Origin of the sequence: Rhodanobacter caeni, from assembly GCF_039523575.1 — a bacterium.
Classification (GTDB): Bacteria; Pseudomonadota; Gammaproteobacteria; order Xanthomonadales; family Rhodanobacteraceae; genus Rhodanobacter; species Rhodanobacter caeni.
Window position 1 is genome coordinate 105,698 of sequence record NZ_BAAAFO010000004.1, and the last position, 12,769, is coordinate 118,466.

Annotated in this window: 15 protein-coding genes; 7 read left to right on the plus strand and 8 right to left on the minus strand. The window is 67.7% G+C overall.

Annotation, left to right across the window (positions count from 1 at the left end; all coding sequences use genetic code 11):
* The first annotated feature begins 16 nt into the window (after positions 1–16).
* The 3 genes from ABD017_RS13025 (at position 17) to egtD (ending at position 2,925) form a co-directional block, all read left to right on the plus strand.
* Positions 17–448 (plus strand): hypothetical protein, encoded by a 432-nt coding sequence (locus ABD017_RS13025; protein ID WP_343883216.1) that lies wholly within the window; start codon positions 17–19, stop codon positions 446–448.
* Between the two features lie 276 nt (positions 449–724).
* The gene (gene egtB / locus ABD017_RS13030; protein WP_343883217.1) at positions 725–1,939 is read left to right on the plus strand and encodes an ergothioneine biosynthesis protein EgtB; all 1,215 of its coding nucleotides are present in this window, start codon (positions 725–727) and stop codon (positions 1,937–1,939) included.
* Complete coding sequence (gene egtD, locus ABD017_RS13035) at positions 1,936–2,925, plus strand: L-histidine N(alpha)-methyltransferase (protein WP_343883218.1); 990 nt, start codon at positions 1,936–1,938, stop codon at positions 2,923–2,925. The genes egtB and egtD overlap by 4 nt, the downstream gene beginning before the upstream one ends.
* A 28-nt stretch (positions 2,926–2,953) precedes the next feature.
* Here the strand turns inward: egtD and ABD017_RS13040 are convergent, their stop codons facing one another.
* From ABD017_RS13040 to ABD017_RS13065, 6 genes are all read right to left on the minus strand, one after another.
* Positions 2,954–3,286 (minus strand): YkgJ family cysteine cluster protein, encoded by a 333-nt coding sequence (locus tag ABD017_RS13040; protein ID WP_343883219.1) that lies wholly within the window; start codon positions 3,284–3,286, stop codon positions 2,954–2,956.
* 47 nt (positions 3,287–3,333) lie between these two features.
* A complete protein-coding gene (locus ABD017_RS13045; RefSeq protein ID WP_343883220.1) occupies positions 3,334–3,870 on the minus strand; it encodes an SH3 domain-containing protein in 537 nt (178 codons plus the stop codon).
* 194 nt (positions 3,871–4,064) lie between these two features.
* Positions 4,065–4,508 (minus strand): thioredoxin TrxC, encoded by a 444-nt coding sequence (gene trxC, locus ABD017_RS13050; RefSeq protein ID WP_343883221.1) that lies wholly within the window; start codon positions 4,506–4,508, stop codon positions 4,065–4,067.
* An 83-nt stretch (positions 4,509–4,591) separates the two neighbouring features.
* Positions 4,592–5,473, minus strand: a complete 882-nt coding sequence (locus ABD017_RS13055; RefSeq protein WP_343883222.1) for a hypothetical protein — start codon at positions 5,471–5,473, stop codon at positions 4,592–4,594.
* Between the two features lie 47 nt (positions 5,474–5,520).
* Positions 5,521–5,661 carry a hypothetical protein gene (locus ABD017_RS13060; protein ID WP_343883223.1) on the minus strand — a complete coding sequence of 47 codons (141 nt, stop codon included), beginning with the start codon at positions 5,659–5,661 and terminating at the stop codon, positions 5,521–5,523.
* 103 nt (positions 5,662–5,764) lie between these two features.
* Positions 5,765–7,639: a DEAD/DEAH box helicase gene (locus tag ABD017_RS13065; RefSeq protein WP_343883224.1), complete on the minus strand. Its 1,875-nt coding sequence runs from the start codon at positions 7,637–7,639 to the stop codon at positions 5,765–5,767.
* Positions 7,640–7,921: 282 nt separating this feature from the next.
* Here ABD017_RS13065 and ABD017_RS13070 point away from each other — a divergent pair, with 282 nt between their 5' ends.
* Positions 7,922–9,007: a 3-deoxy-7-phosphoheptulonate synthase gene (locus tag ABD017_RS13070; RefSeq protein ID WP_343883225.1), complete on the plus strand. Its 1,086-nt coding sequence runs from the start codon at positions 7,922–7,924 to the stop codon at positions 9,005–9,007.
* 135 nt (positions 9,008–9,142) lie between these two features.
* Here the strand turns inward: ABD017_RS13070 and ABD017_RS13075 are convergent, their stop codons facing one another.
* Positions 9,143–9,568, minus strand: a complete 426-nt coding sequence (locus ABD017_RS13075; protein ID WP_343883226.1) for an OsmC family protein — start codon at positions 9,566–9,568, stop codon at positions 9,143–9,145.
* A gap of 134 nt (positions 9,569–9,702) precedes the next feature.
* On the opposite strand from ABD017_RS13075, the gene ABD017_RS13080 reads away from it, so the two are divergent.
* Positions 9,703–9,978, plus strand: coding sequence for a GNAT family N-acetyltransferase (locus ABD017_RS13080; protein WP_343883227.1), 276 nt, complete (start codon positions 9,703–9,705; stop codon positions 9,976–9,978).
* Positions 9,979–10,004: 26 nt separating this feature from the next.
* Here ABD017_RS13080 and ABD017_RS13085 read toward each other — a convergent pair whose 3' ends face one another.
* Entirely contained in the window at positions 10,005–10,487 is a 483-nt protein-coding gene (locus tag ABD017_RS13085) for a YajQ family cyclic di-GMP-binding protein (RefSeq protein ID WP_343883228.1), read from the minus strand.
* Positions 10,488–10,589: 102 nt separating this feature from the next.
* Here ABD017_RS13085 and ABD017_RS13090 point away from each other — a divergent pair, with 102 nt between their 5' ends.
* Entirely contained in the window at positions 10,590–11,783 is a 1,194-nt protein-coding gene (locus ABD017_RS13090) for a BaiN/RdsA family NAD(P)/FAD-dependent oxidoreductase (protein ID WP_343883229.1), read from the plus strand.
* Positions 11,784–11,850: 67 nt separating this feature from the next.
* Entirely contained in the window at positions 11,851–12,741 is an 891-nt protein-coding gene (locus ABD017_RS13095; protein ID WP_343883230.1) for an NAD(P)-dependent oxidoreductase, read from the plus strand.
* The last annotated feature ends 28 nt before the right edge of the window (positions 12,742–12,769 follow it).

Consider the following 12,769-nt stretch of genomic DNA (forward strand, 5'->3'; position numbering starts at 1 on the left):
CTACGGAGAAAACCTCATGACCAAGCGTTTCGGCGTTACCGGCAAATTCGCGGCCCTCAGCCTGGCAGTGATGGCTGCCGTGGCGATGCCGCTGGGCGCTTCGGCGCGCGGGCATGGCGGTCACTACGGTGGCTACCATGGCGGCCATTACGGCGGGCACTACTACCGTGGCGGCCACGGTTACGGCTATGGACACGGCTATCACGGCGGCCATTGGAACGGTGGGCGCTGGGTCGCCGGCGCCATCGTCGCCGGCGCGGTGGCGGGCCTGGTCAGCGATGCCATGCGGCCCACGTATTACGACCCGCCGGTGGTGTACACCCGGCCGCGCACCGTGATCTACGAAAGCGCACCGGTGGTCACCCGTCGCGTGGTCGAAACCCGCACGGTCTATACCGACTCGACCAACACGCGCTACATCCGCGACGACGGCTACTACGGCGACTGAACCCGTCGGTTGAACGCCCCAGGAAGAAGCCCGGCCGGTCCGGGCTTTTTCTTTGCGGGGGTTGCGATGAGGACGCCATGCATCCGGGTCACGATGGATGCCGGAACATTGCCGGCGGTCGCGTGTCACAAAAAGTGAACGCGTGGGGCGGCATGCTTCACGCATGTATCGAGCCCCCTTCCTCGCCGCGCCGCCAGGCTTTCTTTCTGCGGTAGCTGCCATGTACCGGGACGGGCTGCGGTGACGGTGGCGGTATCGCCGGTTGAACCGGTCGGCATGGCCGCGCGCTTTCGCGGCGTGCGCCAGCGCACCCTCGACCTGTGCGCCGGGCTGTCCGCCGAAGACCTGCAGATCCAGTCGATGGCCGATGCCAGCCCCGGCAAATGGCATCTGGCGCACACCAGCTGGTTCTTCGAGCAGTTCGTGCTGGCCCGCGACCCAGCTTGGCGACCGCGCAATGAAGCGTGGCTGTATCTGTTCAATTCCTACTACCAGTCGGTCGGCCCCATGCATGCCCGCCCGCAGCGCGGGCTGTTGTCGCGCCCCTCACTGGACGAGGTGCTCGCCTATCGGCGCTACGTCGATGATGCCGTGGGCGAGCGACTGGCAGGCACGGCGGATGCCGAACTGGCGGCGCTGGTGGAGCTGGGCCTGCAACACGAACAACAACACCAGGAGCTGTTGCTGACCGACATCAAGCATGCGTTCTGGTGCAATCCGCTGCGGCCTGCCTACCACGCGGCGCCGGCAGTCGATGCGCGTGCGCCGGTGGCCTTGCGCTTCATCCCCGGCCGTGACGGCCTGGTCGAGATCGGCCAAGACGCGGAAGGCTTTGCGTTCGACAACGAAACGCCGCGCCATCGCGAGCTGCTGCACCCGCATGCGCTGGCCAACCGGCTGGTGACCAACGGCGAATACCTGGCGTTCGTACGCGAGGGCGGCTACCGCGAGCCGGGGTTGTGGCTTTCCGATGGCTGGGCCACCGTGCAACGCGAGGGCTGGTGCCACCCGCTGTATTGGGGTGACGACCTGGCCAGCGAGTTCACCCTGGCCGGCATGCAGGCGCTGTCGCCGCACGCGCCGGTGTGCCACTTGAGCTACTACGAGGCGGACGCCTTCGCGCGCTGGGCCGGCGCGCGCCTGCCGACCGAGGCCGAATGGGAATCGGCCGCCGCGCCGCTTGCCGTTGCCGGCAACCTGCAGGACACCGGGCGCCTGCAGCCGGCGCCCGCGACCGGCGGCGGGGACAGGCTCCAGATGTATGGCGACGTGTGGGAATGGACCGCCTCGCCCTACATCAGCTATCCGGGCTTTCGCCCGTTGCCCGGTTCGCTGGGCGAGTACAACGGCAAATTCATGTGCGGCCAGTGGGTGCTGCGTGGCGGATCGTGCGCGACACCGCGCGATCACGTGCGCGCCAGCTACCGCAACTTTTTTCCGCCTCATGCCCGCTGGCAGTTTTCCGGGCTACGACTGGGACAGGATCGATGAACACCATGCAACCGTGCGGCGTCGAGGACGACGATCGCCAGCCACCGATCAACGGCCTGCTGGAAATCGCGCAACGCGGGCTGGGCCTGAAGCCCAAACGCCTGCCGTCGTGGCTGTTCTACGACGAGCGTGGCTCGGCGTTGTTCGAGCAGATCTGCGAGCAGCCGGAGTACTACCTCACCCGCCGCGAGATCGCCCTGATGGACGAGCACGCGGCGAGCATCGCCGACTGCCTCGGCAGCGACGTGCGGCTGGTGGAGTACGGCAGCGGCAACGCGCACAAGACCCGCCAGTTGCTGCGGCACATGCATTCGCCCGTGGTTTACGTACCGGTGGAAATTTCGCCGGAGCCGCTGCACCAGAGCGTGGAGCGCCTGGCCAGGGAATTTCCGTCGTTGCCGGTGCAGCCGCTGTGCGCGGACTTCAGCAAACCACTGCGCCTGCCGATTCCGCCGCGGGCGCCGCGCCGCACGGTGGTCTACTTTCCCGGCTCGACCATCGGCAATTTCGAGAGCCGCGAGGCGGTCGCCCTGCTGCGCAAGATCCGCAACGAGATGGGCGACGCCGGCGGTGTGCTGATCGGCGTGGATCTGAAAAAGGACCCGGCGCTGATCGAGGCGGCCTACAACGATCGCGCCGGGATCACCGCCGCTTTCACCCTGAACATGCTGGCGCGACTGAACCGCGAGATCGGCAGCGATTTCGTGCTGTCGCAATTCTCCCATCGCGCGCACTACAACCCGATGGCCGGGCGCATCGAGACGCACATCGTGAGCCGTTGCGCGCAACAGGTGAAGATCGGCCGGGCCCACGTGGCTTTTCGCGAGGACGAGGCGATCCAGGTGGAGTACAGCTGCAAGTACTCGCTCGAGGATTTTTCGGCGCTGGCCGAGCGCGCCGGCCTGGCCGTGGAACGGGTATGGATGGACGCGCAAAAGATGTTCAGCGTGCAGTACCTGGTGCGGGCCAGCACGTTCGTGCGCTAGGCGCCTGACTGTCGAGCCTGGCGCCGGCCTAGCCGAGGACGACCGGCGTAGGCAGCGCGTTTCCGTACCATTTGCGCCGTTCCTCGCGGCAGGCGGGACCGCCCATGGCGTACTTGCGGCAGATCGCGGGGCGGTCGGCGTAGATGGTGCAGCGCATGGTCAGTGGATCGAGCGCGGCGCACCAGCCGTCGTCGCCCTTGGCGAGAATTTCGATCCCGTGGTCATCGTGATCGACCAGCCACTGCGGGACGTGATCCTCCGGCATCAGGATCACCGTGAGCCTGCAGCACACCGCGTCGCACGACGCGCAGTGCACGCTGGGGTCGATGCTTTCAGGCTCGGTGGCTGGGGATTTGTCCACGCGTCAGTATGACCGGTCGTGCGGGACGAGGATGAACCGCACCCGCTTCAATCATGGTGGCGGTGCGCTGGCGGGGCAGGCCGACGATGCGGCGGCGGGGGCGATTGCCAATGGTGCGGCAGACGGTGCCCGGGCGGGCGGGGTCTTGCCGGCGGATGCTGGAAACGGCGCGGCGGCGGCCGGTGCCGGATCGGGTGCTGATACCAATAGCTGCGCTGCCGGTAGAACGGGCGCTCGCGATAGTAGTTGCCCCAGTAGCTGTCGATCACGAACGTAACGATGGGAATGCCGGCTCGGGCGCCGTAGGCGGGCAGCAGCACGCGTCGGGTGCCATCGTCGTAGCGCAGGTAGTCGCCGATCACCCAGCCGCGATGGCCGAAAGCCATGACGTCGCACCAACCCCAGCCCGCCGTGCATCCCAGGATGGATACGCGACTGCCGGCGGGAATCGTGGCGATCCACGGGTAGTCGACGTCCGGCCCCGCACGCAGGTTCACGTTGGCAGTGACAAACCCGTCCGACGCCCGCGCCCACAGCGGTGCAAGCAGCAGCAGGGCGAAGCTCATCCAGCGTAGACGTTTCATGGACGGTCTCCTGTGTGGTCGTGCCCGGTGCCCGCCGCGCGTCGATGCCCGTTTCTGCGTGACGCGCCATCGATGCGCCGGCTTCATGCACAGGGGGTTGAACGTGCCGCCGCGCTTGCGGTGTACCGCGTGCGCTGTACAAAGGTCAGGCTGGCTTCATCGGCAGGCGGCGGGACCGCCTGCCGACGTGCTGATCAGCCGCGCGCCAGCGCGCCTTCAATGAACTGCTGCAATTGGGTGGCGCTCAGCGCACCCGATTGCCGCGCGATCTCGCGACCGTGCCGGAGCACGATCAGGGTGGGGATGCTGCGGATGTTGAAGCGCTGGGCCAGATGCGGCTGCGCCTCGGTGTCGAGCTTGGCCAGCCGTGCGCGTGGCTCCCACTGGCTGGCGGCGTTGGCGAACACGGGGGCGAAACCCAGGCAGGGGCCGCACCACGGCGCCCAGAAATCCACGACCACAGGCACGTCGCCGCGTGCGCCCAACGCATCGAAGTTGGCGGCGGTCAGCTCGAGCGGGCGGCCCTGGAACAAGGCCTTCTTGCAACGACCGCAGTGCGGCGCCTCGCTGATCCGCCCGGCCGGTACGCGGTTGAGCGCATGGCAATGCGCGCAGGGAACATCGATCGACGTGCTCATTGCTGACTCCATCGCAGCCGGCGTGCAAACCGCTGGATACCCGCCATCCGTCACTCCTCGCGAAGCGGCGGAAGGCGATTCACTCAGTGCAACGGTGTGCCGCGGGCGTATCGGCGGTCATGGTAGACCCGATGGACGTGGCCGGCACCCAGGCTGCCGCCGATGGCTGCGGCGATCAGCGACAGCAGCAAACTGGCGAACAGCACCCACATCGCCATCGCCATGTAATGCGCGGCGCTGTCGGCGGCGGCCTTGATGTCGCTGCGGGCACGCGCCGCGGGAGCGGCGAGATCCTGCACGCTGCTGTCGATATCGGCGGGCGACAGGTTGGTGTTGGCCGTCAGCAGCGCCTTGGCGGTGTCGGGCCGGTTGGCGATCAGGGCCATCGTGGCGGCGTTGGCGGTGCGCGGGTCCAGCCGTGCCGGGGCCGTCGCCATGGCGCCGGTCGTTGGCGCGTAGATCGAGCCCGAGGCCGCGCCGCCGGCTTGTCGCAGCCGCTGCATCAGCTGGGCCTGCAGCAGCACGCGGGCATCGATCCCCGCCTGCTGGCCGTGCGCCATGCGGGCATGCGCGCCCAGGCGGGCGCCGCTGCCGATCGCGCCGCCCATGCCCAGCGCCAGCAGCAGCGCGGATGCGGCCACGGAAAGGCCCCAGACGGCAATGCCGTGCATGACGCCCATGTTGCGGTCGTCGCGGCTGTCGAACCAGCTGGCGAACATCCCGCCCAGCAGCAAGGCCACGATCCAGGTGACGACCATCCACAACGCCGTGCCGATGCCGATGCCCCTGGCCGTCGCTTCCGCGTCGTGGGGATCGAACACGGAAAAACCCATCGCCAGGCCGCCCACATACATCAGGAAGGCGACGCCGACGGCCACCAGCCAGCCGGCGATGATGGCACCCCAGTTCATCGATGGGCGGTTCAGCTCCACGATTTCGGTGCGCTCGATTTCCACCTGTGCCATGTCGTTCTCCCGCGGTGCGTGGTTGGATCGGAAACTCCCGCGCGCGATCAGGTGCAGCCGCGCAGCAGGAACAGCACGATCAATACCGGGATGGGAACGCCAAGCAACCACAGCAGCACCCAGCCGATGCCGCCTTTCTGCTTTTGCCGATCGAGTTGACGGCGGTAGGCCTCAACCAAGGTTTTCATGCAGCTCTCCCTGAGGTGGAATGCGGCACCGCGGGCGCGGATACGCCCAGGCTCCCGTGGGAAAGTGCTACGACGCGCGTGGATGGATCGTGACGCGGCAGCCTCAGATCGCGCGATCCAGCTGTCCCTGCACCTCGTTGATCGAGTCGCGGATGCGCTTGCTGAAGACCGAATCGTGCCGGTGGATCAGCAGCAGGCGCTCGGTGGCGCGGGTCATGGCCACGTAGAGCAGTCGCGCCTCGGCGGCTTCGTCCTCGGTGGTGTTCGGCATCTCGCCCAGGCCGGGGATGATCACCAACGGAAATTCCAGGCCCTTGCTGGAATGCATGCTGACGATCTTCACGCTGTCCTTCACCAGGAACAGCGTGGCCTTGCCCTCACCGCTGGCCAGCTTGCAGGCGATGCCGGCCGCCTGCAGCGCGTCGCGTATCGCGCGGCCCTGGCGGTCGTGCTGGTACAGCACGGCGATGTCGTCCAGCGCGCGGCCGCGCGCCTTTTCGTCGCGAATGTGCGCCACCACCACGGCTGCCTCGGTGGTGTCCCCGTCCACCCGGATCAACTCCGGTACCGCGCCGCGCCGGCCGGCGCTTTCCGGTGCGATCAGCGGCACGCCGTCATCGTCGCCGTCCTGGGCCAGCAGCAATTCGCTGGCAAAGCTGCGCGCCACCGCCAGGATCTCCAGCGTGTTGCGGTAATTGAGCTTGAGGATGGTGGTGCGCCCGCGCGCCTGCACGCCCAGGCTCTTCCAGGTGAACTTGCGCCGGTCGGCGCGGCCGTTGATGTTCTGCGCGTCGTCGTAGAGCACCAGCAGCGAGTTGGTGCTCGGATCGATCATCTGCACGATCAGCTTGTACCAGTCCGGCTCGAAATCGTGGCCTTCGTCGATCAGCACGGCGCCGTACTGGAAGCGCGGGATCTGGCCCTGGTCCACCCCGTCGATCACCCGCTGCACCATCTGCGCGAAGAAGTCGCGGCTGCCCCGGGCTGGCGGCTCCACGTGGTAGGCCGCCAGCATCCGGTGGCACCACTTGTGGAAGTTGTAGACCTGCACCTTCTCGGCCAGGCCGCGTTCGCCGATCAATTGGTCCAGCCGCGCTGCCAGCGTCTTGTTGTAGCAGAGCACCAGGATCGGCCGCGACAGCTCGCGCGCCAGCTGCATCGCGCGAAAGCCCAGGATCATGGTTTTGCCCGAGCCGGCCACGCCATGGATGATGCGGTGCTCGTCGCCCAGCGAGCGTGCCAGCTGCTCCTGCTGCGCATCCATCACCCGGATCAGGTCGGGGATCTCCAGCGGCCTGGATACCGGTGCGTCCGCCTGGTCGAACAGGCCGAACTGGCCCTCGCCCGAGGCCACGCGTATCTCCGGAAACAGGTGCCAGCGCACCCGGTCGATCTGCGGCAACGTGAGCGCGGTGGGGAACACGTAGGGGAACATCGCCCACAGGCGCTCCTGGAAATCCTCCGCCTCGATGCTTTCGTAGATCTCGTCCTGGCAGATGGCCAGGTGGGCCGGGACCACCGCATCGAGCTGGCCATCGGTGAACTGCCGGCGGCTGATGTTGGCGAACACCACGCCGTAGGCCCACGGCATCACCAGCTTGCCGGCGTGGGGGCCGTCAGCCGGCTGGCGCAGGGCCGGGTCCTTCTGCAGCTGCATGTAGACCTCAGTGGCGTAGCCCCGGGCCTGCAGCAGCGGGTTGTTCTCCTTCACCAGCCCGCGCGGGGTGAGCAGGGTGAACTGGGTCTTGTCGGCGTGCTGGATGGTGTCCGCCTTCCAGTCCTTCACCTCCAGCACCAGCAGGCCGCGGCGCGGATGGAACACCATGAAATCGGGGCGCAGCTGTTTCAGCCCGACGGGGACGTCGTACCACAGCAGGTAATCGTCCTCGAGTTTCTGTTCCAGCCGTTCGGAGAAGCGCTTCTCGCCGCCGGTCATGCGCGGCAGGCAGCCGTTGCGGGTGGGGATGAGGGTGGCCACGAAAGTCCCTGGAAAAGCCGGTCACGGGACGTTAGCCGATCAGGGGAGCGTGTCAACGTGCGCCATGGTGCGTTGCACGATCAAAAACGATGTGCTATTTGTAGCGGCCATGAATCGCGTCCACGCCCACCAGTACTTTTGGTTTTATACCTATCCGAAATTGCTGGCGGAGGCGCAGTCGCGATCATCTTGAAGTCCCGAAGATCATTCCCGAAAAGCCGCCAGCGCCACCGGCGGCTTTTTTTGTGGCCGTCGCTGGCACCAACCGAAGGAACCGCCACCGTGTCTCAGCCCACCGACGATCTGCGTATCCGCAGCCTTGACCCGCTCAGCACGCCTGCCGAGGTGATCGACGATTGCCCCGCCAGCGACGTCGCCGTCGAAACCGTCGCCGCCTCGCGCGCGGCCCTGCACCGCATCATCGGCGGGGCGGATGACCGCCTGGTGGTGGTGATCGGCCCGTGCTCGATCCACGACCCGCGCGCCGCACTGGAATACGCCGGCCGGCTGGTGGCCCAGCGCCAACGCTACGCGGACACGCTGGAAATCGTGATGCGGGTGTATTTCGAGAAGCCGCGGACCACGGTGGGCTGGAAGGGGCTGATCAACGATCCCGATCTCGACGGCAGCTTCCGCATCGACAAGGGCCTGCGGCTGGCGCGGCGCGTGCTGCGCGACATCAACGAGCTGGGCCTGCCGGCCGGCTGCGAATTCCTGGACATGATCTCGCCGCAGTACATCGTGGACCTGGTGGCCTGGGGCGCGATCGGTGCGCGCACCACCGAGAGCCAGGTGCACCGCGAACTGGCCTCCGGCCTGTCCTGCCCGGTGGGCTTCAAGAACGGCACCAGCGGCGACGTGAAAATTGCCGTCGACGCGGTGCAGGCCGCCTCGCAACCGCACCATTTCATGGCGGTCACCAAGGACGGCCGCGCCGCCATCGCCGCCACCGCGGGCAATGAGGATTGCCACGTGATCCTGCGCGGCGGCCGCCAGCCCAACTACGACGCGGCCAGCGTCGAATCGGCCTGCGCCGCGATCGGCAAGGCCGGCCTGGCGGCGCGGGTGATGATCGACGCCAGCCACGCCAACAGCGCCAAGAAGCCGGAAAACCAGCCGCGCGTGATCGACGACATTGCCGCGCAACTCGAAGCCGGCGAGCGGCGCATCATCGGCGTGATGGTGGAAAGCCATCTGCTGGGTGGCCGGCAGGACCTGGTGCCGGGCCAGCCGCTGGTCTACGGCCAGAGCATGACCGACGGCTGCATCGACTGGGACAGCTCGCTGCACGTGCTGGAGCGGCTGGATCAGGCCGTGCGTCGGCGCCGGGAATTGGCGGCGGCGACGGCGGCGACCGCAGCCGCCTGACCACGTTTCCCTTCTCCCGCTTGCGGGAGAAGGTGCCCGAAGGGCGCAAGAGGGGCTCTTGATCTTGCTCCGCGCAACGCAACCTCCCCCTCAGCCCTTCGGGCAGCTCCCCCGCAAGCGGGGGAGCGAAAGCAATCACCCCTCCAGGCTGGCGTCCAGCGTTATCTCCGCATTGAGCACCTTGGACACCGGGCAGCCCTCCTTGGTGGCCTGCGCGATCTTCTCGAACGCGGCCGCGTCCGCCCCCGGCACCTTGGCCTTGCAGGTCAGGTGCACGGCGGTGATGGCGAAGCCGTCGCCATCCTTGTCCAGCGTCACCTCGGCGGAGGTTTCGATGCGGTCGGCGGTGAAGCCGGCGTTGCCCAGTTCCAGCGACAGCGCCATCGAGAAGCAACCGGCGTGGGCAGCGCCGATCAACTCCTCCGGGTTGGTGCCGGGGCCGTCCTCGAAACGGGATTTGAAGCCGAACGGTGCCTCGCGCAGCACGCCGGTCTCGGTGGAAAGGGTGCCCTGGCCGTCTTTCAGGCCACCGATCCAGTTGGCCGATGCGGATTTCTTCATGGCATTGCTCCAGGCTGACGGGGGAAACGCCAGTGTGCCGGGGCATCCATTCAAGCGGCGCGAAGAAGGACGGCTGTTCACGCACGTTTTCCGCCGCGGCGGCTTATCCTGTGCTTCCGCCAGTGGAGCCCGCCATGGATCTCGAAATCACGCACGACCGCACCGGCCGTCGTTTTGAAACCACCGTCGACGGTGCCGTCTGCGCCATCGACTACACCCTGGCCGGCGGGGTGATGAACATCCACCACACCGGCGTGCCCGGCGCGGTGGAAGGCCGCGGCATTGCGTCGGCGCTGATGAAGGCCGCCACCGATGCGGCGCGCGACGAAGGCTGGAAAATCAGGCCCTCGTGCTCCTACGCGGCGGCCTGGATGAAGCGACACCCGCAGACAGCCGACCTGCTGGCCTGAGAACCCGGCCGCGGCCGTCCGCCGCTTCAGTCGCGGAAATTGTCGAACTGCAGCGGCAGCTCCACATCGGCACCGCGCAGCACCGCGATCGCCTGCTGCAGGTCGTCGCGCTTCTTGCCGCTGACGCGCAGCTTGTCGCCGTTGATCTGCGCCTCGACCTTGAGCTTGGCCGCCTTCAGCGTGGCCACCAGCTTTTTCGCCACCGGCTGCTCGATACCCTGCTTGACGGTGATCTTCTGCCGCGAGCCGCCCAGGTTGGTCTCCGGCTCGGCCACGTCCAGCGCGCGGATGTCGATCTTCCGCGCCGCCAGCCGGCCGCGCAGGATGTCCAGCATCTGCTGCAGCTGGAACTCGCTGGGCGCGGCCTGGGTGATGATGTAGTCGTCCAGCGTATAGGTCGCTTCGGTGCCCTTGAAGTCGAAGCGGGTGGCCAGTTCGCGGCTGGCCTGGTCGACGGCATTGGTCAGTTCGTGCTTGTCGACTTCGGAAATCACGTCAAACGAAGGCATGGCGGCAACTCCTCGGCAACGGCTGTCCAGTGTAAGAGCAGCCGGCCGCTGGGCGATAATGCCGCGCTCTGTGCAGGGTGACGGGTGACGGGCGATGGCCGGATGAAACGGGATGTGCGCGATGTCGACGTGCTCGTGGTTGGAGCTGGCGCCGCCGGGCTGATGTGCGCGATCGCCGCAGGCCAGCGCGGCCGCCGGGTGCTGGTGGTCGACCACGCCAACAAGGTCGGCAAGAAAATCCTGATGTCCGGTGGCGGGCGCTGCAATTTCACCAATACCGGCGCGGGGCCGTCCAACTACCTCTCGGCCAACCCGCACTTCGCGAAATCGGCGCTGGCGCGCTACACGCCGGCCGACTTCATCGCGCTGGTGGAAAAACACCGCATCGCCTACCACGAGAAGGAGCTGGGCCAGCTGTTTTGCGACGAGTCGTCGAAGCAGATCGTGCGCATGCTGCTGGACGAATGCGCCGCCGCGGGCGTCATCATCGAAGTGGACTGCGCCGTGCAGCGCATACGCAAGATGGCGCACGGTTTCAGCGCCACGACGGCGCACGGTGAAGTGCATGCCCAGTCGCTGGTGGTCGCCTGCGGCGGCCTGTCGATTCCCAGCATGGGCGCCAGCGGGTTCGGCTACGAGCTGGCGCGCCAGTTCGGCCACGAGGTGCTGCCCACGCGCGCCGCCCTGGTGCCGCTGACCTTGAGCGGCAAGCACCACGATCATTACCGCGACCTCGCCGGCGTGGCGCTGCCGGCGGTGGAGGCGCGGGTGGGCAGGCAGGCGTTTCGCGCGGGGTTGCTGTTCACCCATCGCGGCATCAGCGGGCCGGCGATCCTGCAGATCTCCTCGTACTGGCAACCGGGCGACGACCTGCGCATCGATCTTGCGCCCGACCAGGATCTCGCCCTCTGGCTGGTCGGCCAGCGCGCGGCACGGCCCGCGGCGGAGCTGAAGACGGTGCTGGCCGACGTGCTACCCAGGCGCCTGGCCCAGCGGCTGTGCGAGCAATGGTTCGAAAGCAAACCCATGCGCCAATACCGCGAGGCGGAGCTGGCCGGCATCGGTGCGCAACTGGGCCAGTGGCCGATCACTGCCAGCGGCACCGAAGGCTATCGCACCGCCGAGGTGACCCTGGGCGGCGTCGATACCGCCGGCCTCTCGTCCAGCACCATGCAGTCGAAACACGTGCCGGGGCTGTACTTCATCGGCGAAGTGGTGGACGTGACCGGCTGGCTGGGCGGCTACAACTTCCAGTGGGCGTGGGCGTCGGGGCAGGCCGCCGGCATGGTGGCGTAATGGCATTTCGCATGCGCTGAACGTGGGCCGTGCTTCACTGCGCGGCCACGCTTATCGAGGACGCTTCATGAAAGTGGGATTTATCGGATTGGGCGCAATGGGCAGCGCCATGGCCAGCAACCTGCAGGCCGCCGGCCACGCCTTGACGGTATGGAACCGCACGCCCGAAGCCACCGAACCGCTGGTATCGCTGGGTGCCAGGGCCGCGCGCACCGCCGATCGCGCGGCGCAGGGCGAGGTGCTGTGCAGCATGCTGGCCAATGACGCGGCGGTGCGCGCGGTGTTTCTCGATGGCGGCCTGCTCGACGCGATGGACCCGGGCACGGTGCACGTCAACCACGCCACCATCTCGGTGGCGCTGGCCGAAACGCTGGTGGCCGAACACGAAAAACGCGGCCTTGGCTATGTCGCCGCGCCGGTGTTTGGCCGTCCGGATGCCGCCGCCGCGGCGCGGCTGAACATGCTGGTCGCCGGCAAATCCGCGGCGGTGGAGCGGGTGCGGCCGGTGCTGGAGGCGATGGCCTCCCGTCTCTGGCCCCTGGGCGAGGCGCCACAACGCGCCAACGTCGCCAAGATCGCCGGCAACTTCATGCTGGCCGCCGCGATCGAGAGCATGGCCGAAGCCACCGCACTGACCCGCGCCCACGGCGTCAGCGCGGCCGAGTTCCTGGACGTGATGACCCAGACCCTGTTCGCCGCACCGGCCTACCAGGGCTACGGCAAGCTGATTGCCGAACAGCGCTTCAAGCCCGCCGGCTTCACCTTGCCGCTGGGCCTGAAGGACGTGGGGCTGGCGCTGGCGGCCGGTGAAGCCGCACGCGTGCCGTTGCCGTTTGCCGGTGTGGTGCGCGACAGCATGCTGGAAGCCTTGGCCGGCGGCGACGCCGAGCTGGACTGGTCCGCGCTGTCGCTGGTGGCGGCGCGGCGCGCGCACCTCCATGAGGGTGGACCGGGCTGATCGCGAAAGAACGCCGCGAAGCGTCCCT

Bases quoted from the DNA above. Each gene is read 5' to 3' on its own strand.
- ABD017_RS13025 (WP_343883216.1), top strand. From the start codon at position 17: ATGACCAAGCGTTTCGGCGTTACCGGCAAATTCGCGGCCCTCAGCCTG.
- egtB (WP_343883217.1), top strand. From the start codon at position 725: ATGGCCGCGCGCTTTCGCGGCGTGCGCCAGCGCACCCTCGACCTGTGC.
- egtD (WP_343883218.1), top strand. From the start codon at position 1,936: ATGAACACCATGCAACCGTGCGGCGTCGAGGACGACGATCGCCAGCCA.
- ABD017_RS13045 (WP_343883220.1), bottom strand. From the start codon at position 3,870: ATGAAACGTCTACGCTGGATGAGCTTCGCCCTGCTGCTGCTTGCACCG.
- trxC (WP_343883221.1), bottom strand. From the start codon at position 4,508: ATGAGCACGTCGATCGATGTTCCCTGCGCGCATTGCCATGCGCTCAAC.
- ABD017_RS13055 (WP_343883222.1), bottom strand. From the start codon at position 5,473: ATGGCACAGGTGGAAATCGAGCGCACCGAAATCGTGGAGCTGAACCGC.
- ABD017_RS13060 (WP_343883223.1), bottom strand. From the start codon at position 5,661: ATGAAAACCTTGGTTGAGGCCTACCGCCGTCAACTCGATCGGCAAAAG.
- ABD017_RS13075 (WP_343883226.1), bottom strand. From the start codon at position 9,568: ATGAAGAAATCCGCATCGGCCAACTGGATCGGTGGCCTGAAAGACGGC.
- ABD017_RS13080 (WP_343883227.1), top strand. From the start codon at position 9,703: ATGGATCTCGAAATCACGCACGACCGCACCGGCCGTCGTTTTGAAACC.
- ABD017_RS13085 (WP_343883228.1), bottom strand. From the start codon at position 10,487: ATGCCTTCGTTTGACGTGATTTCCGAAGTCGACAAGCACGAACTGACC.
- ABD017_RS13090 (WP_343883229.1), top strand. From the start codon at position 10,590: ATGAAACGGGATGTGCGCGATGTCGACGTGCTCGTGGTTGGAGCTGGC.
- ABD017_RS13095 (WP_343883230.1), top strand. From the start codon at position 11,851: ATGAAAGTGGGATTTATCGGATTGGGCGCAATGGGCAGCGCCATGGCC.